Origin of the sequence: Halapricum desulfuricans, from assembly GCF_017094465.1 — an archaeon.
GTDB lineage: Archaea > Halobacteriota > Halobacteria > Halobacteriales > Haloarculaceae > Halapricum.
Genome location: NZ_CP064791.1, coordinates 1,047,732 through 1,071,559, shown reverse-complemented (window position 1 = coordinate 1,071,559; position 23,828 = coordinate 1,047,732). Strand labels below are relative to the sequence as shown.

Here is a 23,828-nt window from a genome sequence, read left to right as displayed (position 1 = left end):
AAGGCTGTCGTGAACGAACGGTCAGGTGCTGGGAGTTTTTCCCGACGTCTAGCGGTGCATCGCGGTCTCGAAGGCGTCGAGCGAATCGTCGCTCCCGGCGATCAGCAGCCGGTCGTCGTCGTCGATCTCGAAGTCGGCGTCGGGATCCGTGAGGAGTTCGCCGTCGCGTTCGACGGCGACCAGCACCGCGTCGGTCGGCCCGATCGGCGTCTCGTCCAGTGTCTGTCCCGCCAGCCGTTCGCCCTCGATTCGGAGGATCTGCACCTGTCTGTCGTACGAGAGGAGATCTTCCTTGAGAACGTTCATCGCGATCAGACGGGCGCTGATGTCCGGCAGACTGAGCACGTAGTTCGCTCCGGCACGGCGAGCCTTCGACTGGATGTCCGAGTCGTTGACGCGTGCGACGATCTCTGTGTCGGACGTGAGGTTCCGCGCGAGGAGGATCGACAGGATCGCCTCGGCGTTGTTCCCGATCGCGACCACGTAGACGGCGGCGTCACCGAGATTCGCGTCCCGGAGTACCGCCTCGTCGGTCACGTCGCCCTGGAGATCCACACCCTCGCGATCGACGCGGTCGACGAGCGTACAGTCGATCCCGGCGCGTTCCAGTCGCCGCTGGACGGTCGAGCCGACCTCGCCGGCCCCGGCGATGACGACCCGCCCGTCGGTCGACGGTGCGTCCGGGAGACGGGTTTCAAGCTCTTGCAACCGCTCTTCCGGACCCGCGACGAGCACGGAGGTGTTCGCTTCGAGGGCCGTCTCCGGCGGCGGCGAGGGGACGAAATCGCCGTCGTCCCACAGTCCGAGAGCGGTCACGTCGGAGCCGTTGTCGAAGCCAGCGGTTTCGAGCGTCTCGCCGCACAACGGGCTATCCTCCGTGACGGTCGTCTCGACGAGAGCGAACTCGGAGGAGATCGACAGCACGTCGCTGATCCGCGGGTCGAACAGCGACCGGACCCGGCCGGCCAGCCGGTTCGCGAGCAGCCGACGCGGCATGAGGACCGTATCGGCACCGGCGTACTCGAGTGGATTTTGCAGCGACGGGTCCCGGACCTGCGCGACGACCTGGGCGTCGGCCGTCAGTTCCCGGACAGCGAGGACACAGTTAGCCACGTCCTCGCTGTCCGTATTGACGACTACTGTGCGGGCTCGGCCGACGTTCGCTCGCTCGAGCGCGCTCGATTCGGTCGGATCACCATAGACGACGTCAGTCCCGTCATCAGAGCGTCCGAGCGCCGTCTCGGGATCCGCAGTGACGAGGACGTTCGGGACGCCGCGGGCGTCGAACTCCTCGAGCAATCGGTCGGTCTGGCCGGTCCGATCGCCCGCGATGGCGACGTGTTCGACGAGGTTCGTCCGCTCGGGCGGGGTCGGCGTCAGCCGATCTTCGAGGATCGGCTGGAAGACGTACGGGAGGACGATGAACAGGAGCAGGAACGTCGAAAGGTCCAGCGCGATGACGAGCACGTTCGCGAACGGAGTGTTCCACGGCGAGTGCGCGCCAAAGCCAGTCCCGGTGAATATCTCGACGACGACCTGCGTCGACTGAAAGTACGACGGCGACCGTCCCTCGATGACGACCAGCGTGTAATGATACACGATCGAGGAAAGCACGGCCAGCACGGCGACGGCACCGATCGTCTGTACCGCCCGGCGCTGCCATCGCTTCATGCTTTCTGGCGTGTGCCGAGGAGCCATACCAGTTATGTCAAGAAACGCATCATCACGAGTGGTCGTTCTCTACGAACTGCGCCACGACCAGGTCTGCGATCGACTCCGAAAGGTCGGTCAGATACACCGCCCCCCAGATTGTGACGACGAGTGCACCGAGCGCGTTGAAAATAAGGTCCCCGATCGTGTCGTCGATGCCGTACTGGATGAGCACGGCCTGTATTCCCAGTGCAGCGGCACTTTGATCGAGTGCGAACTCGAGAATCTCCCAGGCGACGCCGGCAGCGAACACGAACAGGAGGATGAACGCACTCATCAGTTTGGGCGGGATATAGATCCGTTCGACGTGAACGTGGACCGCCCGGAAGACGGCGTAGCCGCCTGCGGCGACGACTGTCGCCGAAAGCGCGTGTGTGACCCGATCGAACAGCGGAATCTGAGAGTAGAGTCCGGCCGAACCCAGCGCGTGTAGAAACACTGCAGCGGTGAGCCAGAGGACCAGCCCGGCGTCCATCGAGAGGCCGTATTCGCGTCGCAGGATCGCCGGGACAGACGTGATCGCGAGCATCACTGCTGCGTTGGCGACTACCTCCAGATCTCGTGCGTACAAACCCCACAGCAGGATCCCTGCGAGTACCAGTTGCATACCGCGGCTGGCCTGGTGCTGTCGGCGGGGGCTGATCGACAGCCGATCGCGCAACCGCCGCGCGTCGGAGGCGTCGTCTGTGCCGGACTCGAGATCGTCTCCATCCGTCCGATCACTGTTCGGTTCCGGTGGCACGTAGCTCCGATTGTTCGACTCGGCGTCTCGCGATCGAACGAACCGGTCAAAGAGCACGCCTGCGCCGATCCCGGCACAGCTAGCCGAGACGAACTCCACCAGTACATCGGCGTTGATCGCGTCCTGGCTACGCCCGTCGAGCACGAACGTCGTCCCGAAGAACACGTCCGCAGTCCACTGGAGGACGTTCCAGACGCCGGCGACTGCGAGCGTTATCAATACGACCAGCACAATCGCGAACGGCCGGTTCATCCGGACCGACGTAAACTGATGCAATTCGGTACTGGCAAGCAGCGCGAGCGCAGCCACAGCCAGGTACGTCGGGATCTCCGTCCGGAACGTCTGGCCAAGCACCGCTTGCCAGAGAAGCGGCGCGAGCGCGAGTACGACAAGCTCCCAGGGCGGCATCGCCCGTCGATCGCGGAAAACGACGGCAGGTGTCAAAATCACCACCGCAACGACAAGCGCGACGAACGCCCAGTCGAACGCCCCGTCAAGAACAGTCTCGACAGTCGTCAGAGCGAGCACAGCGACGGCGGTCCAGCCGGTGAGTACGTCGCGCTTCCTGCTTGCGAGCAGCGCGCTCAACTGGTCCATAACAGAATATACCGGACGAAAGGACAAGCGTCTTTATCCGTCCGGGAGGAGTGTCGGGAACACATACGCTCGCTGAGGGCCATCTATGACAGGACCACTCCGTGCCACCGCCGGCTGGCTCGCCGGTCGATCGGCGCTGCCGACGGCCGTGCGGGCCGTCTTCGGCTACTACGGGCACACCGGCGCGTTCGATCTGGGCAGTCTACGGCTGAAATCGACGGTCGACGACCGGACCGAGGCGATGGTCGAGGACGTGTTCACGCTCGTCGAGTCCGAACTCGCCAGGGAGTTCGACGTCGAGTCCGTCACGTTCGAATACGACACCAAATTACTGTTGCCAGCCGAGTTGACGCTCGGGTACCTCTACCGGCGTGCTCAGCGTCGCGCCGACGGGACCGATCCGGTCGCTGGGAGCACCTGGGCCAGCCGGGTCGCAAACGCCGTCGGCGACGACAGCTATCGCACACCCGCTGATCCATCCGACGTGGGCGAGGCTCCCGCCAGCCCAGAGGCGATGGTCGACCGGGCGGAGTACCTGACGCGGATCGTCATCGAGGCACTGCTCGACGGCGACATGCGCGACGCCGTCAACGACGGCGAATACGAGGATTTCGAGGTGTCGATCAGCGTCGACGAGGACGAGCGCGCTCGCGTCGCACGGATCGCCCAGGAGACGCTCCAGGCCGACCTCGAAGACCACCTCGAAGAGTTGCCGGACGAACTGACGGACGTCTACGAGTGGGCCGTCGACCTCTCGGAAGCCCATCAGGATCGGGATCCGCACTTCCGGGACCTGTACGAACGCGCCCGCGACGGTGCGGCTGGCGCCGTCACGGAGATCGAGTCCGAGTATCGGGACGCGCCGTTCGACGCCGAGACGGACGTGTTCGGCGACGAACAGCACGATTTGCCGTATCTCTGGACGCAGTACGCCAGGGTCGGCGTGATCTACGACGCGATGATCGAGATGTACCGCGCGGCGGGCCTGCCGGTCGAGACGGCGTTCAAACGCTCGATCGTGCTGGCGATCATCGCCGCACAGATCTGGCTCGACGACGTCGACGACTACGGCGCGGACGTGGAAGACGGGCAGCTAACACCGGTTACGGCCGAATACCTGCTGGCCGACAGCGACCGCGAGGCCGCCCGACGCGTTCAGGAGATCACCGAGCGATATCTCGATATTGCCCGATCCCACGCGGCCGAAACCGAGTCACCGCTGACGGGTATCGCCACGGAGTACATCTACCACTCCGGGAATCCACACGTGCTGCCTGGTACTGGGCAGCTGTGACAGCCCGATCGGTTTCGAACGATTTCTGCCAGGCTTTTATACTGACGCGCCCACGGAACGGGTAATGGTACGGATCGAAGACATCGCACGCACGGTCGAGCGGTACTCGACGATCGGAGGCATCGCCGGTCGATCGCTGCTGGATCTGGACACGAATCCGGTCCCGGCCGACTGGACACATATCACCAAGATCGATCCCGAGGACGAAAAGGAACTGCCGCTGCTGTACCCACTGTATCTCCAGCACACGAGCGCCCTGGAGGTCGGCGGCTCCCGAGACGTGACCGATCAGAACACCGAGGAGACGCTCGAACTCGTCGCCGACCGGCCGGTCCCGGCGTTCCAGGAGCCAAGCGGCCCAAAGCAGGTGACGACCGACACGCACTCTCGGGCGGAGTTTCTGGCCATCCCGGAGGTCCTCAACGGCGACGTCGAAGCGTTGATCGGTACACTCGGGTCGGGTGTCGAATACATCGAGTCGGAACTCGCCCCGGAGATGATTGCCAAGAAGCTCCCGATATCGCCGGGGGCGGCCATCGAGGATCGGCTCGCGGCGTTTGCGACGTCGTGGCTCTTGCAGGAGACGGTCTTCGAGGCGTACATCATCATGAACCCCGACAGTGCGGCCGCCCGCGAGAGCAACGTCACCGAAAATGATCTGCTCGATCCGGGGACGGCCAAACAGCGCGCGATGGCGGCCGAGCGCCACCTCGGTAGTGAACTCATCTATCTCGAATACTCCGGAACGTTCGGCGGCGAGGAAGCCGAGTCGATTCTGGAAGCCGTCGACGAGGGGCGGCGCTGGTCGCGACTGTGGTACGGCGGCGGACTGGACAACCGCGAGAACGCGCATGCCGTCCTCGACGCCGGGGCGGACGCCGTCGTCGTCGGGAACGTCTTCCACGAGGTCGCCGCCGAGGAGGCCGACATCTGCGAACGCGCGGTCGAGGAGTTGGACACCGACGTGACTCGCGACGAGGTGCTCGACTGGCTCGACGGCGAGGTCGATATTGCCGAGAGTAGCGCGACGAAGTACCTCTCGACGATCGTAGACGTGCCGAACCCGGAGGGGCGCGCCCGGGAGTACCTCGTCACGACGATTCAAACCTGGCTCGCGGTCCAGGACACGGTCGCCGAACTCGACGAGAAAGGTGTCGCCTCGATCCCGGAGATTCGGGAGCTGTTCCAGTCGACGGAACTTCCCGGTCGCTCGGACGTGACGGCCGTCCTCGACGAGGAGTCGTTCCTGACGGACCTGCTCGTTGCACTCGCGGCCCCGCGATACGATCTAGAAGCCGACGGCCCGCCGGTCAAACACCTGAGTCTCGATCTCGAATAGATCCGGTCACACCAGCACAATCGCGCCGACGGTCTCCAGTTCCGAGCCGGCGATTCGGAGCATGGCGCTGGTGACGATCCCGAGCGCGAGGCTAACCGACCAGACGGCGACCGCGATCCGGCCGACGCGTGCGTGTGCCGTCTGCTCCAGTTCTGCCGGCGAACGCGTCAACCCCAGCAGGACAGCGTAGATGACCAGCGGGACTGACAGCGCCGAGCAGACCAGATGGATCGCGAGGACCAGGAGGTATGCCAGCCGGAACAGTCCGCTCGCCTGGATGTACAGTTCACCGCCCCCGCCGACTTTCCAGAGGTACAACACCAGAAACCCCAGCTCCAGCGCGACGGCCGTCACCATCGCGACCCGGTGGCGGTCGATCCCTCGCTGCCGAATGTAGTAGACGCCCGAAAGCAGCGCGGTCAGCGTCGCGGCGTTGATCACGACGATGACACTGCTGAGCAGTCGGACAGTCGATTCACCGATTGACGGGAACAGCGGGACGATCCCCTCGAAGGCGTTCAACACGAGCGCGTAGCCGATCGCCGTGATCGCGACCGCGACGCCGAGCGTGTGTGAGCGGACCCACTCGCGGAGTGCTCCCTGGACAGCCATTGGTGACGGTCCGGTCGCCAGCGCTTTTTAGCTTCGTGTCTCGTCAACGCGTTCCGGGTCCGGCGGGACGGGTGTTCCCCTCCTGCACTCACGTTTCGACGTCCGCAAGGAACATCGCGAGGTGTTCGTTCACCTGGATCGCCTCCTCGATGAAAAAGAGATGCGGGGCGTTCCGGAAGGTCAGCAGTTCCGCGTTCGGGAGCCGCTCGGCCAGCAGTTCGCCGTTCTCGGGTGGCACGACCTCGTCGCCCGTCGGGGACATCACGAGCGTCGGGAGCGCGATATCTTCGAGTCGGTCGCTCACGTCGAAGTCCTCGATGGCCGCGGCCTGCCAGTCGCGAGCGCGTTCGGAGGCGTCACTCTGCACCCGCCACTCGACGATCTGATCGACGATCTCGGCATACCGGTCGCGATAGGAGTCGCTGAGCATCGGCTCAAGTCGCTTTCGGATCCGGGCTTCCTCATCGATATCTGGACGGGGATCGAACAGCCGCTCGCGGACGGACTCGGGCGTCGACTTCGCGTCCGGGCCGCCGGGATGGGTCGCCATCAGCGTCAGCGAGACCGCCCGGTCGTACTCCAGGGCGTACTGCAGGGCGATCATTCCACCCATCTCCGCGCCGACGAGGTGGGCCGTATCGGCTCCGGCATCGGCCAGCACGGCCTCGAGGTCGGCAGCCATCTCAGCGATCGTGTACGGCCCCTCCGGTTCGCTCGACGCGCCGGTGCCGCGGTTGTCGGGCACGAGCAGTTCGTACCGCTCCTCGAAGTCCCGTCGCTGCCAGTTGTACATCCAGCGGCTGTACCCCAGCCGCTCCAGAAACACGATCGTCTCGGCGTCCTCGGGACCGACGCGATCGTACCCGATCGCGACGTCACCGCGCTTGGTCGCTTCCATACGTCGGGACACGGGGCCGCGCTTTTTCAGGTTCTCGACTTGATCGTGGCACGTCATACAGCCGTGTAAGTCTGCTCGGAATTAACTGGCCGACTGCAACTAGCGCGACAAATCGGTACGACAGTCCGTCCGGCAAATCGGCGCGAACTGAGTGTTTCGATATCAGAGTATCAACACAGCGTTGACCGTAGCAGCACCGACCCACGGTATCGCTAGTCCAAGCGGGACAACGGCGCCCCGATCGTCAAGATCCCGTCGGACCGCAACACCGAATCCGAGGGCGGCGAGCTTCGCGCCAAGCAGCGCGACGATACCGGCCGCGTCGACCGCGAGACGCATTGCTGGATTTCCCTCGCTCAATCCATGCTGTAGCCCGTACCCTGTAAGGACGACATCGGACAGGAGAGCAACGACAAGGACTCCCCAGAGGTAGCTTTCGATATCCGCGAGCATGCGGACAATTTGACTGTGCTCACCAGTGGTTGCCTGTCTATCCACCCAGCTAGTTGCTGTCGACTCTTGCGTTGCCATAGGCGGCCCCCACAGCCACAACTGCGCGCCACCCCGACGCGCGAGCAGCGGCTCGTGGTGTTTGGTATCACCCCCCAGATACAAAATAGTTTTCATTCTGACACTGGTGGCTATACGTTCGTAAAGGGATCCGGCACGACGGCGTACCGGATCAGTTCGAAATGGTCTAGCCACCAGTATGACTCGATTGCACAGGTCATACGGCCGCCAGGAAATCGGTACAACCGACCGTCTCAATCGACGTTACAGCGTCGTCGAAATCGACCCGCCTTCGAGAAACGCCGTTTCGTAGCCCTCGTGGCGGGACAGCGAGTTCGGGCCGTCGACGGTGACCGTCACGGTGTCGCCGCTTTCGGGCGTGTTGTCGAGCCCAGCGCGGTAGTGAGCGCCGAGCGACGGGCCGATCGCGCCCGCGAGGACGTCGTCGAATCCGGCACTCTCGACGGTCGCCGACAGCGGGAACCCGGGGATAGCGAAACGGTTGTACGGCGTCCGCGGTGAGACGATCAGTGCTCCGTCCGCGACGGTCGCGACGAACTCGGCGTCGCCGACACGACCGACCGTCACGGGCGAGCCGGGCAGTTCCTCGATGGCAGGTGCATACGAGAGCGGCATAGCCGTCTCCATTGGGTCGACGGCCGCGCGCTCGCCGGCCGTGTCGGGGAACTCCTCGAATGGGATATCCTCACGCTCGCTCTCGGCGTACTCGAAGGTGAATTCCGCCGTGTGTGCAGACTCGAAGCGTCCGTCGAATGCGCCGACCGTCTCGATGTCGATCGGCGGGACCTCGACCTCGACGGTGTAGGTGCCGTCACCGTCGAGGTCGATGTTCTCGCCGAAGTGAAAGCCCATATTCTGGCTGAGCATCGGCCAGGCGCGCTTCTCGTCGATCGAATCGCCGTCTTGGGACACTGCAAACCGGGGCTGGCGCAACACGGGGACGACCGTCTCCGTCTCTCGGTCCCATATCGAGGCCATCAGGTGGACGGTCTGGGCGTCCTGTATTTCGGCCAAGTTGGTCTCCCCGCTGACGGTCCAGAACCGATGGGGAAACGAGTAGAACAGCCCGACGGTGCGGTCACCGACCGTCTGCGTCCCGATCATTTTCATTCCCTCGATGTGTGTCGGCCGATAGACGCCGTCAGGCCGATCATCGAGCACCGGTGGGATTCGAGCGGTCGACTGCCGGGCGAACAACTCGCCACAGCCGGCCAGCCCGCCGGCGGCACCGACAGCGCTCACCCGCAGGAAAGTCCGTCGATTCATCACCCAAAATCCGGGCCGGACGCACAATAGCGACACGGTCGCGGCCATCTCTGTGGGACACAGCCCGGCCACGGACCACGAGAGCAACGGATCAACTCGGCCGGGGTAGCGCGCGCTTGTCTCTGGGCGGCAACAGGTAGTTTCCCCGACGCAGGACGGTCATATACTGGAGGATCCCGTTGTTATGGCGCACTCCGACCGCGCCGCTGGCCTCGTTGGCGTCGGTGCCGTTCATCGCCTCGCGGGTCTCGACGAAGTCCCCGATCTCGCGCTGTAGTGCCAGAAAGTGCAATCCGGCTGCCTCGTCATCTGTCGAATCGAAGTCCCGGCGTAACATAATCGGGGCCCCGTCCTCGCGGGCAGCGGTGTTCTTCTGGGCATGTCCGACGACGCCGTTCTCGCGGGCGTCTGTCGTGTGGGCCGGACAGGCGCTGGCGCCGCTGGCGTCGCCGAGGTTCTGTCCCGCGCCCTCGACCCGGTCTTCCTGGGCGTGGGCCGGACAGAACATCTTGCTCACGCGCTGAGAGCGGCTGTCCTGCTCGTACCACTGCTCGAGGTGGAGCCGGATCTTCGAGACGTGCTGGGTGGTCCCGCCCTCGAAGGGACCCGACCCGATCGTCACCCGCTCTTCGGTGGCCTGGTTGGCACGGAACCCGGACTTGAAGCCCATATACATCGGTGCGTCCTCGGGCACTGCCCCGTCCGGCACGCCGTCGACGTCGTCACGTTCGGCCGGCATTCCTTCGCCGATGAAGCCCGTCCGGCGCTCGCGAAACCGCAGCACGTCCTCAAGCGCGGCGGCCATCTCCTCGCCGTTCGCCGTCTCGCGGTTGCCCCGAAGCGCCTCTTCGGCTTCCAGGAGGGCGTCAGCACGGTCGCTCGCGAGGTGGACTACGACATCGAACTCGTCGCGTTCGGGGTCCTCGAAGGGCGCGAGCGCGTCCGGTCGCGGCAGATCGACGCTCTCGGGCAGCGCCGCGTCGTAACGCTCGAAGTACCGCCGGGAGTAGCCGACCGTGAACAACAGCCCGTCGTTGGAGTGCTCGTACGCTCGCTCCAGACTCCGAAGGGTATTCTCGACGGTTTCGCGTTCGTCGGCGGTCGGCGTCGCTCCGCCGGCAGCGGTCTCAGCGCTGCCGTAGTCGTAATACAGCAGCAGGTGGTGATAGGGCGTCCGGACGTTGCCGTGTTCGTCGGTCGGTAGCGACTCGTTCCAGGCGTGCTGGCGACGTGGGAGCGTCGATAGGTCGTCCGGACCCGAGGGGATCGGCTCGGTGTCACCGCGATCCAGACACGCCGCCAGCGCGCTTGCACCACCGATCGCCACAGCCGCCTTCGCGAACGAACGCCGCGAGATACCGCGCTCTGCCATTACTCGAACTGTGGCCTTCGTAGAAAAGTCCGTTCCGGTCCCTGCAAACTGCGAGCGTACGCCAGGCGCGGTTGTCCCTGCGGCCGTCCTCCGAGCGTCAGACGCTGTCGTCCGGGTCGTGTTTCGAGGCCATCCGGCCGGCTTCGGCGGCGTAGCGCTCCCGATCGCCCGGCTCGACGGTTCCGAGGCTGTCCGGGTGCTCCTCGATCGCTGCCGTCGTCTCGCGCTCGGCGCCGGTGAAGCTGGTCAGTGCCCGCTCCTTGCGGAAGTACCGACGGCCATCAGTCGTCGCGTAGACGAGGATGATCAGGTTCTGCTCGTCGTCAGAATAGGTACGCTCGACCAGCCAGAGGCGGACTGTCTCGGATCCCATAGTGGAGACAGGACACGCTCGTCCATCACTCCCCGGGATAGTCGCGGTCGTTCGGGCCGGAGATGTCCAGCGGGCGGAGCCACAGCGCCCAGACGAGGACGACGCCGATCCCGTACCCGCCGTACCAGATCGCCGTGCCGAGCGTCCCGTACCCGAGCTGGGTCAGCGCGTAGTTGGAGATCCCGGGGACGAGAACGACCGCGGCCAGGAGCAAGCCTCCCGTCACGAGTTGTGATCGATCCATCGGCTTTCTCTCGGGCCTGGAGCGGTTTGTACCTCTCGGCTGCAGTAGTCGGTCAGTCGGGATCTGTCGGGAGTCGTTGGTGGATCGACCTCGCGACCTCGGCCCGCGAGCGCAGCTCCCGGTGGCGCTGTCCGAAGATCTCGCGAGCGCTCGCCGTCCCGTTCTCGTCGGGCTGAAAGCTCAGTTCGGGATAGTCGACGTCGGTCAACACCAGCGGCTCCGGCGGCGCGGGACCGACCCCGTCGGGTCCAGGGAGGGGTTCGGGGCCGAGCACGCGCTCGATCCGGTCGCGGTCGGCCTCGCCGCGGGCGAACGACGCCAGCAGCGTCACGAGTCGCCGGACGAGCTGCCGTGCGAACCCCCCAGCCCGGAACCGACAGACGAGAAACGGCCCGTCGCGCTCGACCTCGATTGTGAGCTCCCGGACGGTTCCGGTCTCGTCCGGCGTGAGGTTGTGAAAGTCGTGTTCGCCGGCGAGCAGTCGCGCTCCGTCACGCGCTCGCGAGCGATCGACCCCGGGCGCATAGAGATGATAGGTGTACCCCCGCTCTGTCGCGTCGTGCGTGGCGTGAAAGCCGTCCGGAGCGTCGGCGTGTGCCCACGCGCGGACATCCGCAGGGAGTGCGCTGTTGAACGCCGCCGGAGAGAGCCACTCCGGGGCCTCGAAGGCGACCGTCTGGGCGAGCGCCGAGACACCGGCGTCAGTCCGGCCCGCCGCGGCGTACCCCGGCGGCGTATCGCCATCGAAGGGTACGTCCAGTTCGCGGAGAGCCGAGAGCAGCGTGTCGGCCACCGTCGACACGTCGGGCTGGCGCTGGAACCCGTGGAACGGACGGCCGTCGTAGGCGATCCGAAACGCGCGCATGTCGGGGGTACGCGGGGGACCGAAAAGACACGTTCGGTCCCTGCCGCTACGTCGCGTCTCGGCATCGAGAGGCACCTGCTGACACGCGTCAATACGGTTTCATATCGGCCGGACGCGTCTGTCATCGCATGGAAGCGCCTACATCACAGGTCAACACACAGATCCGATCCTCGTGGCGTCGCCTGCTCGGGCCGGCGCTGGCCGTCTGGGCCGGACTGGCCGTCCTGGCGGTACTCAACGGTATCTTCCGCGAGGCGGTGCTAGCCCCCTCGCTCGGTGACGCGGGGGCACACGTCCTCAGCACGCTCCTGCTTACCGTTGCGGTCGCAATCGTCGCAGTACTGTACGTCGAGCGGTTCGCCCAGGAGGCCGAGCGGCGGACGCTGCTGGCCGTCGGCGGCCTCTGGACGGTCCTGACGCTCGCGTTCGAGTTTGGCTTTGGCCACTACGTCGTGGGCAAATCCTGGGCCGTCCTGCTGGCCGACTACGACGTGCTTGCCGGCCGGATCTGGATACTCGTGCCCGTGACACTGCTCGTCGCCCCGCTTGTCGCCGCACGATACCTCCGGCGGCGAACCTGACACAGCAGCGGTGAACTCTGGATAGCGACGGAACTGGTGTGACGACGAACTGGACGTCCGGACGACACCGTAGACGGAATCGAACCCGTTTTGCCCCGCCTGCTCCCAGAGAGAGGCATGTTCGAACAGTTCGAGGTCGTCCCTGCCGTGGACATGCAGGGCGGCCAGGTCGTCCAGCTGGTCGGCGGCGAGCGCGGGACCGGGAAGACCTACGGCGATCCGGTCGAGGCCGCCCAGCGGTGGGTCGAAGCGGGCGCACGGACGCTCCACCTCGTCGATCTCGACGGCGCGTTCGAGGGCGAGCGCGAGAACGCCGCCGCGATCGAGGCGATCCGCGAGGCCGTCGACGTGGACGTCCAGCTCGGCGGCGGGATCCGAACCGTCGAGGACGCGGTCGGACTCCTCAACGGGGGCGTCAACCGGGTCATCCTCGGCACGGCCGCCGTCGAGAACCCCGAGATCGTCGCCGAGATCAGCGACGTACACCCCGAAAGCGTGCTCGTGAGTCTCGACGCCAAGGACGGCGAGGTCGTCGTCTCCGGCTGGACGGAGGGCACCGGTCTCGACCCGGCCGAAGCCGCCGAGCGATACGCGGATCTGGGGGCCGGCGGGATCCTCTTCACTGACGTCGACGTGGAAGGGCAACTCGACGGCGTCCGGACGGAGCCGGTCCGTCGGGTCGTCGAAGCCGTCGACATCCCGGTGGTCGCCAGCGGCGGCGTCGCGACGATCGAAGACGTACAGGCACTCCAAGAGGCCGGTGCGGCCGCGGTCGTCGTCGGGAGTGCACTCTACGAGGGGTCGTTCACGCTCGAAGCGGCGATTGACGCCGTCGAGTAGGCGGCTTCCGGGAACGAGGTGAGATTTTACTGTCGGGGGCGTGTATCTACCGGACATGGAGCTCAGCGTCGTTCAGGGAGATATCGCCGAACAGCGCGCCGACGCACTGGTCAACGCTGCCGGGACGAGCCTGCAGATGGGCAGCGGCGTCGCCGGGGCACTTCGACGCGGCGCGAACGGCCCGATCAACGAGGAAGCCACCTCGAAGGGGCCGGTCGACCTCGGCGAGGTGGCCGTCACCGACGCCTACGAACTCGACGCCGAGTACGTCATCCACGCGGCCGCGATGCCACACTACGACGACGGCCGCGCGACCGACCAGAGCATCCGCGATGCGACTCGAAACAGCCTCGAGACAGCCGACGAACTCGGCTGTGAATCGCTGGTCGTGCCAATCCTCGGGACGGGAGCAGCCGCCTTCGAGTTCGAGGACGGGGCGCGGCTGGTGTGCGAAGAGATCGCGGCCTACGAGCCCGACACCCTGGAAGACGTGCGCGTGATCGCCTACTCGCCGGCGAAGTACCGACTGCTCGAAGACGTCGCCGGGGAAGTACGCGGCGACTGATTTTTCACTCGCGTGCCGGACGTCGCCGGTGGCCGGTCGTTTGACAATACCCGGGCCGAAACGTCTAGACAATGGTCGATCCAGTCGCGGACCCGCTGGCGGAAGTCGTCCTCCACCTGCTGGTCGCGTTCGGCCTTGGGGCGCTCATCGGGATCGAGCGCGAGCAAAGCGAGTCCGCGGGTGCGATCGCCGGCAGCCGGACCTTCCCGCTGTTCGCGCTGTACGGCGCGCTCGTCTGGGGCTTTTTTCCCGATGCGTTCCCGGCCGCGCTCGCCGTGTTCGCGATCCCGCTGACGGTTGCGTACGTCGCCCGGGTCGTCTACGAACGGGACATCGGCCTCACGACGGTCGCGGCCGCGCTGCTGACGGTGTTGCTCGGGGCGATGACGATGCACTCCCAGCAGGCGGCCACGCTCGCGGTCGTCGTCGGCGGCGCAGTCACCGTCTTGCTCACGGTCAAGGACCCGATCCACGAGTTCGCCGACCGGATCGAGCGCAGCGAACGGCTCGCCTCGGCGAAGTTCGTGCTCGTGGTACTGGTGGTCCTGCCCGCGCTTCCCGACCGCGAACTCGAGGCGCTGTACGGCCTCAATCCGCGCTTCGTCTGGCTGATGGTCGTGTTCGTCACCGGGCTCGGGTTCGTCGCGTACGTGCTCGGACGCGTCCTGGGGCCGGAACGTGGGATTGCGATAACCGGTGTCGTGGGCGGGTTCGTCTCCTCGACGGCGACGACGGTCTCGATGGCCGAAAAGACCGTCCAGAACAGGTCACTGTATCACGTCTGTGCCTTCGCGGTCGTGACTGCCTCGATCGTCATGTTTCCGCGGGCGCTCATCGAGGTCGCTGTCGTCAATCCCGCGCTATTGTCTTCCGTCGCCCTGCCGCTGGGTGCGATGACGCTCGTCGGCGCTGTCGCCGCAGTCCTGCTGTACTGGCGGACGACCGCCGAGGAATCTATCGAACCGGACGAACTGGAGAACCCGTTCCGGCTCCGGCCGGCGCTTTTGTTCGGTGCGATCTTCGCTGTTGTCCTGCTCGTCTCCGAGTACGCCAACGAGTGGCTCGGCGCGTCGGGGATCTACGCGACGGCATTCTTTTCCGGGCTGGCGGACGTCGACGCCATGACGCTCACGCTGAGCCGACTCGCCGCTGAGGGGACCGTCTCCGCGGAGGTCGCGACCACCGGGATCGTCATCGCAGCAATCGCCAACACGTTCGTCAAGGCCGCGCTGGCATGGGCGCTTGGGACGCGGAAACTGGGCCACCTCGTCGCGATCGTGCTCGGGATCGTCGTGGCGAGCGGCGTCGTTCTGCTAGTCGTGTGACTGTCCGTTCGGGGTCGATCCCGGCCGAGCCAAGCTATTTCCTCCCAGGTGCTGAACGACGAGTATGGACGACTCCGACCTCTCCTCGGAACTGCAAGATCGGCTTGCGGACCGGCGAACGGGTGACGCGCGGGGGACGCTCGAACTGAGTGACGAGGACGGATACGTCGGCGACGAGTTGACGATCCGCGGGCGGGAGTTCCCCACGGACGAAACGTACGACCTCGTCTGGCAGACGAGCGATGGGGAGTGGGCCATCATCGGAGCCAATCGGGTCGTCGGGCCGCAGTACCAGCCCCGAACTGAGACGATCACGACCGTCAGGACCGACGAACGAGGCGCGTTCGAAACAAGCTGGACGGTCCCCGAAGACTACGGCGGCACCCACAAGATTACGCTTCAGGACGGCGATAGCGTCCTCGCGCGGGCGGAGTTCGAAGTTCGGCCATGGTTCGAGATCGATCGGACGGAGGCGCCGATGGGCGATGCGTTCGTGGTCCGAGGGTACGGGATCGGCCCGTCCGTCGAGTCGAACAACTTCCAGATCGCCTGGGACAACCAGTTCGTCGGGTTCGTCACGGGCGTTCGCAACCGGGGCACGGCGACCGCACAGGTTCGGGCGGTCGGCCCACCAGGCAAACACGTCATTCAGGTCTGGCGCAACTACCGCGGCGTGCCGTTCGTCGCGAACAACACCCAGTCGCCGCTCGGATCGGTCGGCGGCGACCGCGCGAACGCCTGGACGGTCGAAGTGACCGAGCCGGCCGAGACGCCGCCGACAGCGTGGGTCGACACGCTCTTCGAAGAGAGTCCCATCGAGGCCCATTACCCCGAACTCGACGCAGACACTGACGCCGAACTGGACGTGACGCCGCAGTACGGCCAGGCCGGCACGCAGGCGATCATCACGGGTCGGCAGTTCCCGGCGCGGACGGAGGTCGATCTCAAGTGGTACCAGCACGTCGGCGAGGGTATCCGCGGGCTCGAAGTGACGCCGACGGCCCGGCCCGGAATCCTGCCGGCGGTGACGACAGACGCCGACGGCCGATTCCAGGTCGAGTTCGAGGTCCCGCCCGCGGAGGGGTCGACGCGCCCAATCCTCGCAGAAGTTGACGGCCAGTCAGTCGCGGCGACCGGGTTCATGATGCAGCCCTCGATCGAGACGTTCGAGCCGACGAGCGGCCCCGTCGGAACCGAGATCGAGATCGAGCTTTCGGGCATCGGCTGGACCGCCTACGAGAGCGCGCCGTTTTTCGTCTACGACAACGCGCCGCTGGGGTACGCCTGTGGCGCCAGCGAGGACCTCCGTAGTCCGACAGTCCGAACTGTCCTACAAGCCACCGGCGAGCCAGGATACCACTTCATCGACGTGTATCCCTCTCTCTTCGAGATGGAGGACGACGAACCCGAGTTCGAGATCCGACCGCATCTGTCGTACCTGGACAACCATCCCGTGCGTCGGCTCCCGGCCTGCCATATGTCCTTCGAGGTGACCCAGGAGTGAGCCGCCGTAACGAACGCCGTGACCGGGCGTCGATACGCTGCCGACGTGGGATTCCCCCGAATACTTTTTGACAGTCAGTTTGAACGCCCACCATGGGTTCAGACGCGATCTACGACAGACACCACGAGGTGTTTCTCCTGTGGGCCTGCCGCGAGACCGGCGTGTTCGAGGCACTGTTCGCGGGCCGGCGCCGACCCGACGCTGTCGCCGAGCACGCGGGTATCACCGACCGGGCCGCCGAGATCGTCCTCGAAGCGCTGGCCGATGCGGGCTACACCCAGGAATCCGACGAGGGGTACATCCCGACCGAGGAACTGCGCGGGTTCGATCCCGAGACGCCGCCCACAGCGCGTGGCATCCTGCCACACCGGGTCGATTCGCTGGAGAACTACATCCACCTCCCGGAGACGATGCGAACCGGCTCGGCCCCGGAGCCGAGCGAAGAGGAGTTTAAAAATTACATGGGCGCGATGGCGTCGGTGCCGGAAGGCACTCTCCGAGCCATCGTCACGGCGGCCGAGCACGTCCATCCGCGCCCCGGCCAGGTGCTCGACGTGGGCGGCGGTCCGGGTCGGTTCGGTGCCGAGTTCGCCCGCCGCGGTGCGGACGTGACGCTGCTCGACCAGCGATCGGTGCTGGAGTTGCTGGCCGACCACCACGAGGAACTGGATCTCGATGTCGTCGAGGGCGACGCCCGCGAGTCGCTTCCCGACGGATTTGATCTCGTCTTCAGCGCCCGCATGACGGTCTCGCTGTCGCTGTCGGGGATCAACGAGTACTTCGGCAACGTCTTCGAGGCGCTCGAACCCGGAGGGACGTTCGTCGCCGCCGAATGGGTCCTGGGTCGCGCCGAAGTCGCCGAGCGGTTCGGTATGCACATGTTGAGTATGTCCGAGGTCGGCAACACCTACACCGAATCGGAATATCTGTCGGCACTCGAATCGGCGGGGTTCGCCGACGCGGAGATCCGTGACGTCCCCGACACCCGGTTTCAACTGCTGGTCGGACGGAAGCCGGCGTAGACCCGAGCCTACAAATCCGTCCGGAACACATCAGCACCTATGACGGGCGATTTCACGACGGAGACGAAGGAACTGATCTGCCATCACATCGAAGAGGAGCACGGATATCTCTCGTGGCTGGACGTTTCGGTCGAGGAATTCACCGCCGACACGATCACGATGACGGTCCCCTACGACGAGAAGCTCACGAATACGACCGACCCGCCGACGATCCACGGCGGGATCGCCGCGACGCTGTCGGACACGGCGGGTGGCGTCGCGCTGCGACCGTCGCTGTCCGATCCGGTGGGCGGCGGCGTCGCGACGATCAACCTCAACGTCAACTACCTGCGTCGGGCCTCGGGCGACCTGACCGCGCGTGCCGAGGTCGTCCGCGCCGGCAACAGCGTCGGCGTCTCCGAGATCTACGTCGAATCGGAGACGCCGACGGGCACCGTCGAACCGGTCGCGGTCGGAACGGGTGCGTATCGGCTGTTCCAGGGCTAAGACGCTCGCCTGTCGATCTCGCATCGTGCGATCGGTTCTGTGGTCGGCACCCTGTCTGATCAGCGCGGCCAGGAAACGATGCCGAAAACCCATATGGTGGGCTCGCCAACAGACGCGTGATGCTGCTGGTGTTGTGCATCGACCTGGACGACGACGTGGGCCGCAAGACCGGGATCGAGACGCCGGTCGTCGGCCGCGACGCCGTCGAGGACGCCGCCGTCGAGTTCGCCACTGCCGATCCCGAAGACAGCGATCTCAACGTCCTCTTCGAGGGGTTGCACATCTACGATGATCTCGTCGATGAACAAGCGGAGAGCGTCGAAATCGCGGCTGTCACCGGGCTCGAAGGCAGCGATGTCGCGGCCAACCGCGCGGTCGGCGAGGAGCTCGACGAAGTGCTAGCGCGACTTACTCCGGGCGAGGACGTTCGCGCGCTGCTGGTCACCGACGGCGCACAGGACGAAAGCGTCGTGCCGGTGATCCGATCGCGGGTCAAGATCGACGGCGTCCGTCGGGTCGTCGTCAGGCAGGCCCAGGATCTGGAGTCGATGTACTACACTATAAAACAGGTGCTGGACGACCCCGAGACTCGCGGGACGATCCTGGTACCACTGGGGATCGTGCTGTTGATCTATCCGCTCGCAGTGGTGGCTGATCTGCTCGGGATGCAGGGCGACGTCTTCGGACTCGTCTCCGGCTTGCTCGGCCTGTATCTGCTCTCTCGCGGGTTCGGACTCGGCGACCGTCTCGATGATGCTGTCGATCGATTTCTCTCTGGGCTGTACGCGGGCCGTGTGACACTGTTGACGTATCTCGTCGCGGGTGTGCTCCTGTTAGTCGGTAGCGCCAGCGGGTATCAGACGCTTCAGACTGTCCAGGCCGACGGCGACCCGCTCGGCGTCATCGAGGTGATGGCCGCGGTCATCGCAGGTGCGATCCAGTGGTTCGCCGCGGCGGGCATCACTAGCAGTCTCGGCCGCGTCACCGACGAGTACCTCTCCGGGACCTTCGAGTGGCGCCATCTCAACGCGCCGTTCTATATCGTCTCCATCACGGTAATCCTGCACGCCGTCGCGGTGTACTTCCTGGAGTACGAGTACGCCGATCTGTCGTATCTGGCGCTGATGCTCACTGCCGGGACCTTACTCGGATTGACGAGCACGCTCGCGTTCGCGGTCGCTGAATCGCGGTTCGGCGAGCGAACCGACCCTGCGTGAGGACGTTATAGGCACACCACCATGGCCAATCGGCAATCACTACTGTTTTTAAAATCAGGCCGTAACCGAAGAGCGAGGGCACGTAGCTCAGTCCGGAAAGAGCGTCGGACTTCTAATCCGACGGCCGTGGGTTCAAATCCCACCGTGCCCGCTTCAAAACGTTCTAGAGGGATTATCGCCGGGAACATCGGGAACTGGCCGAACACCGGTCCGTCAGTCCTGGCCCGGCAGATCGACAGCGAACGGCGCATGACCGCTCGCGGAGACGGCAAACGAACTGAGCAGATCGGCAGCCGCGTCCAGGTCGTCCGTGTCGATGATTTCGACAGGGGTATGCATGTATCGGTTCGGCAGCCCCAGGTTGAGCGACGGGATGCCCCCGCGCTGAGTGTAGAACGCGTCGGCGTCGGTCCCCGTTCGGATTCCCGTCGCTTCAAGCTGCAGCGGGATGTCATCGTCTGCGGCCGTCGCCCGAAGCGCCTCGACGAGCCGCGGGTGGCTCGCGCTCCCGCGAGTGACCACCGGCCCGTCACCGAGCTCGATACCGTTCGATCGCTTGCCGGGCACGCCCGGTGTGTCGGTCGCGTGCGTCACGTCGACGGCGATGACGGCATCGGGATCGAGGTCGAATCCGACCATCCGGGCGCCCTTGAGCCCGACCTCTTCCTGAACGGTGCTGACGGCGTACACCGTCGCCTCGGCGTCGCGCTCGCTGGCTCGACGGAGCGTCTCCGCGGCCGTCCAGACCCCGACGCGGTTGTCCATCCCTCGCGCGGCGAGGCGAGTGCCCGCCAGCGACTGGAGCCCAGACGCGACGGTGATGGGGTCGCCGATCTCGACGCGCTCGCGGGCGGCGTCGCCGTCCGCGACGCCGATATCGACGTGCTGTTCGGCCACGTCGGTGAGGCTTTCGTCGTTGCGGTCGCGCAGGTGGATCGCCGTCTGGCCGACCACACCGGGAACGGGGCCGTCGTCGGTGTGAACGGTGACGTGCTGGCCGCGCGTGACTGTTCGGTCCGAACCTCCGATACGGGACAGTTCGAGATAGCCGTCGTCGGTGATGTCCCGGACCATCAGTCCGATCTCGTCGCCGTGGCCCGCGATGGCGATCTCTGTGTCACCGCCCTCGTGCACGGCGACAGCGTTCCCGTACTCGTCGACGCGCACGTCGTCTGCGAACGCCGATACGTAGTCGATCCAGACGCGCTGGCCCGCCGTCTCGAAGCCGGACGGGGACGCGGTCTCGAGGAGCGATTCGAGGAATTCCCGCTGGTGGTCGTCCATACGACCAGTGAGGGCGGTACCGTCAAGAGGGTCACGTCTACGAGGCCGACCAATTCGTTTCCGGTTGGACAATCGTTAACAAGACCGTACCCGACGAATAGATAATGGCAAATAGTACACCAGTGGTCGTGGAGGCAGTGCGAACCCCACAGGGGAAAGAAGACGGCGTCTACGCCGACGTGCGGAGCGAGGACCTGTCGGTCCCGTTGATCGACGAGATGCTCGCGGCAACGGGGCTTGACGGAGACGACGTGGACGACCTGCTGTGGGGCTGTGCTCAGCAGCGCGACGAGCAGGGCAACAACGTCGCGCGGGTGATAGCCCTGCTCTCGGAGCTCGGCGAGTCGGTGCCGGCGACGACGATCAATCGGTGGTGTGCCTCCTCGGCGGAAACGGTCATGCGTGGGGCCGACGCCATCGCTGCCGGTCAGCGTGAGTGTGTGATCGCCGGCGGGATGGAGTCGATGTCCCGGGTGAAGATGGGCGAGAACACGCACAACGTCCACCCGCGGCTCGCGCAACTGTACAACATCGGCGAGCTGCAGATGGGAATGACAGCCGAGAAAGTCGCCGAGAAGCACGACGTGAGCAGGCAAGCCCAGGACGAGTACGCCCTCCGGAGCCACCAGCGCGCCGCCGACGCGACCGACTCAGGCCGCTTCGACGCGGAAATCGTCCCGATCGAGACCGACGACGGCACCATCGAGGCGGACGAGGGGATCCGGCGGGACACGGACCTGGAGACGCTCGCCGGCTTGCCGACGGTGTTCAAATCCGACGGGACGGTCACGCCGGGCAACGCCTCGCAGGTCAGCGACGGTGCCGCCGGCGTGCTACTGACCTCAAAGTCGTTCGCCGACGAGCACGATCTGTCGGTCCTGGCGGAGGTGGGGGCTCACGAGGTCGCAGGCGTCGACCCGACCGAGATGGGGATCGGTCCCGTGCCGGCAGTCCGCCAGCTCGGCGAACGAATCGGCCGCGATCCCGACGACTACGATCTCGTCGAGCTGAACGAGGCGTTCGCCGCTCAGACGCTGTACTGCCAACGGGAGCTGGGTTTCGACGACGAGATATTCAACGTCAGCGGTGGGGCGATCGCCATCGGCCATCCGCTCGGCGCGTCAGGCGCTCGGTTGCCCGTCACGTTGATCCACGAGATGCACAGGCGTGATGCGGAACTGGGGCTGGCGACTGAATGTGTCGGCTTTGGACAAGGGGCCGCGATCGAGTTCCACGTGCCGGAGTGATCGGCAAGCGAGACTGTCGATCTGCGCGACTACTCGACAGCGACCGCTTCGACGCCGCTGCAGCGCTCGGCGACATCGACCAGCGACAGCCAGGTGTTGATCCCGGCGCGCAACGCGACCAGATCCGCCGCTTCGATCGCGACAGTCAGACGGTCGCTGTCACGATCGACGGTCGCGACTGTCCGATCGCCCTCGATGGCGCCGGCTTCCAGTTCGACGCTGCGTCCGACGCGGCGGGCGTGCCGGGCAGATTCGTAGACGGCGGTGAAAACGGCCTCGTGATCCATCTACTCGACGGTGACTTCCTTGACGTCCGGGGCGCGCTCCTTGAGCAGGACGCGGTGGCCGCAGTACGGACAGCGGACGCCGCCGTAGGAATCCAGTTCGACGTCGCGCTTGCAGCGAGAACACTTGTAGCTCATATCTGTATGCTATAGCTGGAGACAGTTAGTTTTCGTCCTCGGACAGTGCCGCGCGGATCGAGCGCTGGACCGTCTGGCCGGCAGGTGTCTCGGGCTGGTAGGCCCCACCGGTGAAGGTGTGACCGCAGGCCTGGCACTCCCAGATGCCGGTCCCCTGGCGGTCAACTCGGTCCTCGCCGCAACTGGGACAGGTGTGGTCGTCGTGCATTTCCGCCTCAATCTCCGCGACGCGACGCCGGGCGACGCGCCCGTAGCGGGCACCAAACCGACCCGCGCTTCCGGTACGTTTCTCGGCCATAGTACCGTACTCTCGCGCCAGCGTATTCTTAAGTCCTGCGAGTCGCGACTCCGAGGTCGCCGGTCTTCGCTTCCGGAGATTGGATATCCCTGGTGCGTTTGGGCCGTACAGGCTCGGATAAGACATCTTATCACGACTGCGGCCGTCGATCGATACCACCTCGCTGCACACGACCCGTTTCGACGCCCCTGTGGCTCGAGACCGAAGACAACCTCAGTCCTGCAAATCAGCCTCAGCGAGCGCTTCGTTCAGGTCGGCGCGGACGTGCTCGCCGAGCTGGCGATCGCCCGCAGTCGTCACGACGCGGTTCTCCTGGACGCTGGAGCCGTCCCGGATGAGCAACCGGACGTTTCCGTCCTCGCTAGCGCGGGTCGCCTTCGCGCGGACCCCCGTTCGTGAGCCGCTGCCGCCGGCGTCGATCGGGCCCGGAATGACCTTCTTTACGTGGGGGTGGCCCGCTACCGTCTGGATGGCCCGCTGGCCGTCCCGACCGCCGATCAGCGTCGAGTGGCTGCCGCCGAGTTTCTCCGCGGGCGCGGCATCGACGACCTCCAGTGCTGGCTCGCCGCGCCGTTCGAGCACGTGCTCGACAGGATCGTCCGCTCGAACCCGGTAGAACGGGTAGTGCAACTGCCCGCGCAGGCGCTCGATCACGTCCCGATCGCCAGTGACGTAGACCTCTTCGGGGCGCTTGCGCCGGACTTCGTCGGCCACGAGCCCGGCGAAGTTCCGGAGTTCGACTACTTGGGCGTCTCCGTCGTCTTCGGGCGTGGTCGTGATCGTGTGCTCGCCGAGGGTCGACCCATCGAACAGCGAGACGATCCGCGCTCGCTCCCGGTCGAGATCGAGGACCACGGCCTCCGCATTACGCGTCCGACAGACCAGACAGTAATCGCCGGGACGCTCGAGCGGCGAGGCACACTGCCGACACTCCATGTACCTCTACTATCGTGTTCGACGTGAAAAGCCGGACGGTTCGAGCCGTCGAGCCGGCAGAAAATACCGTCGGCGCCGTCGAACGCGCTCGGGGACGGCCATCGACCATCGACGGCCACACAACGACACGCTCCTCGCGGGCCGGAAGCGAAAGTTTATACAATCGACATCGTAATCGTTCACACATGGCTCTGATGTCGTCGGTAGTACGATAGCGACGCACGCACGTTTTCACCCCGATCCGGCGACCAGCCACGA

26 protein-coding genes and 1 tRNA gene are annotated in these 23,828 nt (G+C 65.6%); 12 read left to right on the top strand and 15 right to left on the bottom strand.

Going from position 1 to position 23,828, the window contains the following annotated elements; translation table 11 throughout:
• Window positions 1–48 precede the first annotated feature (48 nt).
• Window positions 49–1,671 carry a potassium channel family protein gene (locus HSEST_RS05535; RefSeq protein WP_229122694.1) on the bottom strand — a complete coding sequence of 541 codons (1,623 nt, stop codon included), beginning with the start codon at window positions 1,669–1,671 and terminating at the stop codon, window positions 49–51.
• 52 nt (window positions 1,672–1,723) lie between these two features.
• Window positions 1,724–3,049, bottom strand: a complete 1,326-nt coding sequence (locus HSEST_RS05530) for a hypothetical protein (RefSeq protein ID WP_229122693.1) — start codon at window positions 3,047–3,049, stop codon at window positions 1,724–1,726.
• An 85-nt stretch (window positions 3,050–3,134) separates the two neighbouring features.
• On the opposite strand from HSEST_RS05530, the gene HSEST_RS05525 reads away from it, so the two are divergent.
• Together HSEST_RS05525 and HSEST_RS05520 are read left to right on the top strand one after the other, a co-directional pair.
• Complete coding sequence (locus HSEST_RS05525; RefSeq protein ID WP_229122692.1) at window positions 3,135–4,343, top strand: hypothetical protein; 1,209 nt, start codon at window positions 3,135–3,137, stop codon at window positions 4,341–4,343.
• A gap of 64 nt (window positions 4,344–4,407) precedes the next feature.
• Window positions 4,408–5,682, top strand: coding sequence for a heptaprenylglyceryl phosphate synthase (locus tag HSEST_RS05520; protein WP_229122691.1), 1,275 nt, complete (start codon window positions 4,408–4,410; stop codon window positions 5,680–5,682).
• A 6-nt stretch (window positions 5,683–5,688) separates the two neighbouring features.
• Here HSEST_RS05520 and HSEST_RS05515 read toward each other — a convergent pair whose 3' ends face one another.
• The 8 genes from HSEST_RS05515 to truA form a co-directional block, all read right to left on the bottom strand.
• The gene (locus HSEST_RS05515; protein WP_229122690.1) at window positions 5,689–6,294 is read right to left on the bottom strand and encodes a DUF420 domain-containing protein; all 606 of its coding nucleotides are present in this window, start codon (window positions 6,292–6,294) and stop codon (window positions 5,689–5,691) included.
• A gap of 88 nt (window positions 6,295–6,382) precedes the next feature.
• Window positions 6,383–7,249, bottom strand: a complete 867-nt coding sequence (locus HSEST_RS05510; RefSeq protein WP_229122689.1) for an alpha/beta fold hydrolase — start codon at window positions 7,247–7,249, stop codon at window positions 6,383–6,385.
• Between the two features lie 105 nt (window positions 7,250–7,354).
• Entirely contained in the window at window positions 7,355–7,723 is a 369-nt protein-coding gene (locus HSEST_RS05505; RefSeq protein ID WP_229122688.1) for a DUF5658 family protein, read from the bottom strand.
• Window positions 7,724–7,966: 243 nt separating this feature from the next.
• A complete protein-coding gene (locus HSEST_RS05500; protein ID WP_229122687.1) occupies window positions 7,967–8,989 on the bottom strand; it encodes an iron transporter in 1,023 nt (340 codons plus the stop codon).
• Between the two features lie 91 nt (window positions 8,990–9,080).
• Window positions 9,081–10,361, bottom strand: a complete 1,281-nt coding sequence (locus HSEST_RS05495) for a DUF7405 family protein (protein ID WP_229122686.1) — start codon at window positions 10,359–10,361, stop codon at window positions 9,081–9,083.
• 97 nt (window positions 10,362–10,458) lie between these two features.
• A complete protein-coding gene (locus tag HSEST_RS05490; RefSeq protein WP_229122685.1) occupies window positions 10,459–10,734 on the bottom strand; it encodes a hypothetical protein in 276 nt (91 codons plus the stop codon).
• A gap of 25 nt (window positions 10,735–10,759) precedes the next feature.
• Window positions 10,760–10,978: a hypothetical protein gene (locus HSEST_RS05485; protein WP_229122684.1), complete on the bottom strand. Its 219-nt coding sequence runs from the start codon at window positions 10,976–10,978 to the stop codon at window positions 10,760–10,762.
• Window positions 10,979–11,030: 52 nt separating this feature from the next.
• On the bottom strand, window positions 11,031–11,843 hold the full coding sequence (gene truA / locus HSEST_RS05480) for a tRNA pseudouridine(38-40) synthase TruA (protein ID WP_229122683.1): 813 nt from the start codon (window positions 11,841–11,843) through the stop codon (window positions 11,031–11,033).
• Window positions 11,844–11,971: 128 nt separating this feature from the next.
• Between truA and HSEST_RS05475 the strand changes: the two genes are divergently transcribed.
• The 9 genes from HSEST_RS05475 to HSEST_RS05435 all read left to right on the top strand — a co-directional run bounded on the left by HSEST_RS05475 (window position 11,972) and on the right by HSEST_RS05435 (window position 19,534).
• On the top strand, window positions 11,972–12,424 hold the full coding sequence (locus HSEST_RS05475; protein ID WP_229122682.1) for a hypothetical protein: 453 nt from the start codon (window positions 11,972–11,974) through the stop codon (window positions 12,422–12,424).
• A 117-nt stretch (window positions 12,425–12,541) separates the two neighbouring features.
• Window positions 12,542–13,264, top strand: coding sequence for a 1-(5-phosphoribosyl)-5-[(5-phosphoribosylamino)methylideneamino]imidazole-4-carboxamide isomerase (hisA, locus tag HSEST_RS05470; RefSeq protein ID WP_229122681.1), 723 nt, complete (start codon window positions 12,542–12,544; stop codon window positions 13,262–13,264).
• 55 nt (window positions 13,265–13,319) lie between these two features.
• A complete protein-coding gene (locus HSEST_RS05465) occupies window positions 13,320–13,829 on the top strand; it encodes a macro domain-containing protein (protein ID WP_229122680.1) in 510 nt (169 codons plus the stop codon).
• 71 nt (window positions 13,830–13,900) lie between these two features.
• Window positions 13,901–15,154, top strand: a complete 1,254-nt coding sequence (locus tag HSEST_RS05460) for an MgtC/SapB family protein (RefSeq protein WP_229122679.1) — start codon at window positions 13,901–13,903, stop codon at window positions 15,152–15,154.
• A 64-nt stretch (window positions 15,155–15,218) separates the two neighbouring features.
• Entirely contained in the window at window positions 15,219–16,658 is a 1,440-nt protein-coding gene (locus HSEST_RS05455) for a hypothetical protein (RefSeq protein ID WP_229122678.1), read from the top strand.
• Window positions 16,659–16,750: 92 nt separating this feature from the next.
• Window positions 16,751–17,680, top strand: a complete 930-nt coding sequence (locus tag HSEST_RS05450) for a class I SAM-dependent methyltransferase (protein ID WP_229122677.1) — start codon at window positions 16,751–16,753, stop codon at window positions 17,678–17,680.
• A gap of 39 nt (window positions 17,681–17,719) precedes the next feature.
• The gene (locus HSEST_RS05445; protein WP_229122676.1) at window positions 17,720–18,166 is read left to right on the top strand and encodes a PaaI family thioesterase; all 447 of its coding nucleotides are present in this window, start codon (window positions 17,720–17,722) and stop codon (window positions 18,164–18,166) included.
• A gap of 119 nt (window positions 18,167–18,285) precedes the next feature.
• Window positions 18,286–19,383, top strand: coding sequence for a DUF373 family protein (locus HSEST_RS05440; protein ID WP_229122675.1), 1,098 nt, complete (start codon window positions 18,286–18,288; stop codon window positions 19,381–19,383).
• Window positions 19,384–19,459: 76 nt separating this feature from the next.
• Window positions 19,460–19,534, top strand: a tRNA-Arg gene (locus HSEST_RS05435).
• Window positions 19,535–19,596: 62 nt separating this feature from the next.
• Here HSEST_RS05435 and HSEST_RS05430 read toward each other — a convergent pair.
• On the bottom strand, window positions 19,597–20,667 hold the full coding sequence (locus HSEST_RS05430; RefSeq protein ID WP_229122674.1) for a M20/M25/M40 family metallo-hydrolase: 1,071 nt from the start codon (window positions 20,665–20,667) through the stop codon (window positions 19,597–19,599).
• Between the two features lie 104 nt (window positions 20,668–20,771).
• On the opposite strand from HSEST_RS05430, the gene HSEST_RS05425 reads away from it, so the two are divergent.
• On the top strand, window positions 20,772–21,914 hold the full coding sequence (locus HSEST_RS05425; protein WP_229122673.1) for a thiolase family protein: 1,143 nt from the start codon (window positions 20,772–20,774) through the stop codon (window positions 21,912–21,914).
• Window positions 21,915–21,943: 29 nt separating this feature from the next.
• Here the strand turns inward: HSEST_RS05425 and HSEST_RS05420 are convergent, their stop codons facing one another.
• From HSEST_RS05420 to HSEST_RS05405, 4 genes are all read right to left on the bottom strand, one after another.
• Complete coding sequence (locus HSEST_RS05420) at window positions 21,944–22,201, bottom strand: KEOPS complex subunit Pcc1 (RefSeq protein ID WP_229122672.1); 258 nt, start codon at window positions 22,199–22,201, stop codon at window positions 21,944–21,946.
• A complete protein-coding gene (locus HSEST_RS05415) occupies window positions 22,202–22,336 on the bottom strand; it encodes a DNA-directed RNA polymerase subunit P (RefSeq protein WP_229122671.1) in 135 nt (44 codons plus the stop codon).
• 25 nt (window positions 22,337–22,361) lie between these two features.
• A complete protein-coding gene (locus HSEST_RS05410; RefSeq protein ID WP_229122670.1) occupies window positions 22,362–22,634 on the bottom strand; it encodes a 50S ribosomal protein L37ae in 273 nt (90 codons plus the stop codon).
• 213 nt (window positions 22,635–22,847) lie between these two features.
• Entirely contained in the window at window positions 22,848–23,570 is a 723-nt protein-coding gene (locus HSEST_RS05405) for a DUF2103 domain-containing protein (protein WP_229122669.1), read from the bottom strand.
• Between the last annotated feature and the right edge of the window lie 258 nt (window positions 23,571–23,828).

Excerpts from the sequence above, each read along its gene's own strand:
- HSEST_RS05430 (WP_229122674.1), bottom strand. The coding sequence starts at position 20,667 with ATGGACGACCACCAGCGGGAATTCCTCGAATCGCTCCTCGAGACCGCG.
- truA (WP_229122683.1), bottom strand. The coding sequence starts at position 11,843 with ATGCGCGCGTTTCGGATCGCCTACGACGGCCGTCCGTTCCACGGGTTC.
- HSEST_RS05490 (WP_229122685.1), bottom strand. The coding sequence starts at position 10,734 with ATGGGATCCGAGACAGTCCGCCTCTGGCTGGTCGAGCGTACCTATTCT.
- HSEST_RS05505 (WP_229122688.1), bottom strand. The coding sequence starts at position 7,723 with ATGGCAACGCAAGAGTCGACAGCAACTAGCTGGGTGGATAGACAGGCA.
- HSEST_RS05455 (WP_229122678.1), top strand. The coding sequence starts at position 15,219 with ATGGACGACTCCGACCTCTCCTCGGAACTGCAAGATCGGCTTGCGGAC.
- HSEST_RS05420 (WP_229122672.1), bottom strand. The coding sequence starts at position 22,201 with ATGGATCACGAGGCCGTTTTCACCGCCGTCTACGAATCTGCCCGGCAC.
- HSEST_RS05515 (WP_229122690.1), bottom strand. The coding sequence starts at position 6,294 with ATGGCTGTCCAGGGAGCACTCCGCGAGTGGGTCCGCTCACACACGCTC.
- HSEST_RS05465 (WP_229122680.1), top strand. The coding sequence starts at position 13,320 with ATGGAGCTCAGCGTCGTTCAGGGAGATATCGCCGAACAGCGCGCCGAC.
- HSEST_RS05410 (WP_229122670.1), bottom strand. The coding sequence starts at position 22,634 with ATGGCCGAGAAACGTACCGGAAGCGCGGGTCGGTTTGGTGCCCGCTAC.
- HSEST_RS05405 (WP_229122669.1), bottom strand. The coding sequence starts at position 23,570 with ATGGAGTGTCGGCAGTGTGCCTCGCCGCTCGAGCGTCCCGGCGATTAC.
- HSEST_RS05500 (WP_229122687.1), bottom strand. The coding sequence starts at position 8,989 with ATGAATCGACGGACTTTCCTGCGGGTGAGCGCTGTCGGTGCCGCCGGC.
- HSEST_RS05525 (WP_229122692.1), top strand. The coding sequence starts at position 3,135 with ATGACAGGACCACTCCGTGCCACCGCCGGCTGGCTCGCCGGTCGATCG.
- HSEST_RS05535 (WP_229122694.1), bottom strand. The coding sequence starts at position 1,671 with ATGAAGCGATGGCAGCGCCGGGCGGTACAGACGATCGGTGCCGTCGCC.
- HSEST_RS05445 (WP_229122676.1), top strand. The coding sequence starts at position 17,720 with ATGACGGGCGATTTCACGACGGAGACGAAGGAACTGATCTGCCATCAC.
- HSEST_RS05510 (WP_229122689.1), bottom strand. The coding sequence starts at position 7,249 with ATGACGTGCCACGATCAAGTCGAGAACCTGAAAAAGCGCGGCCCCGTG.
- HSEST_RS05425 (WP_229122673.1), top strand. The coding sequence starts at position 20,772 with ATGGCAAATAGTACACCAGTGGTCGTGGAGGCAGTGCGAACCCCACAG.
- HSEST_RS05450 (WP_229122677.1), top strand. The coding sequence starts at position 16,751 with ATGGGTTCAGACGCGATCTACGACAGACACCACGAGGTGTTTCTCCTG.
- HSEST_RS05475 (WP_229122682.1), top strand. The coding sequence starts at position 11,972 with ATGGAAGCGCCTACATCACAGGTCAACACACAGATCCGATCCTCGTGG.
- hisA (WP_229122681.1), top strand. The coding sequence starts at position 12,542 with ATGTTCGAACAGTTCGAGGTCGTCCCTGCCGTGGACATGCAGGGCGGC.
- HSEST_RS05460 (WP_229122679.1), top strand. The coding sequence starts at position 13,901 with ATGGTCGATCCAGTCGCGGACCCGCTGGCGGAAGTCGTCCTCCACCTG.
- HSEST_RS05520 (WP_229122691.1), top strand. The coding sequence starts at position 4,408 with ATGGTACGGATCGAAGACATCGCACGCACGGTCGAGCGGTACTCGACG.
- HSEST_RS05530 (WP_229122693.1), bottom strand. The coding sequence starts at position 3,049 with ATGGACCAGTTGAGCGCGCTGCTCGCAAGCAGGAAGCGCGACGTACTC.
- HSEST_RS05495 (WP_229122686.1), bottom strand. The coding sequence starts at position 10,361 with ATGGCAGAGCGCGGTATCTCGCGGCGTTCGTTCGCGAAGGCGGCTGTG.
- HSEST_RS05440 (WP_229122675.1), top strand. The coding sequence starts at position 18,286 with ATGCTGCTGGTGTTGTGCATCGACCTGGACGACGACGTGGGCCGCAAG.
- HSEST_RS05485 (WP_229122684.1), bottom strand. The coding sequence starts at position 10,978 with ATGGATCGATCACAACTCGTGACGGGAGGCTTGCTCCTGGCCGCGGTC.
- HSEST_RS05415 (WP_229122671.1), bottom strand. The coding sequence starts at position 22,336 with ATGAGCTACAAGTGTTCTCGCTGCAAGCGCGACGTCGAACTGGATTCC.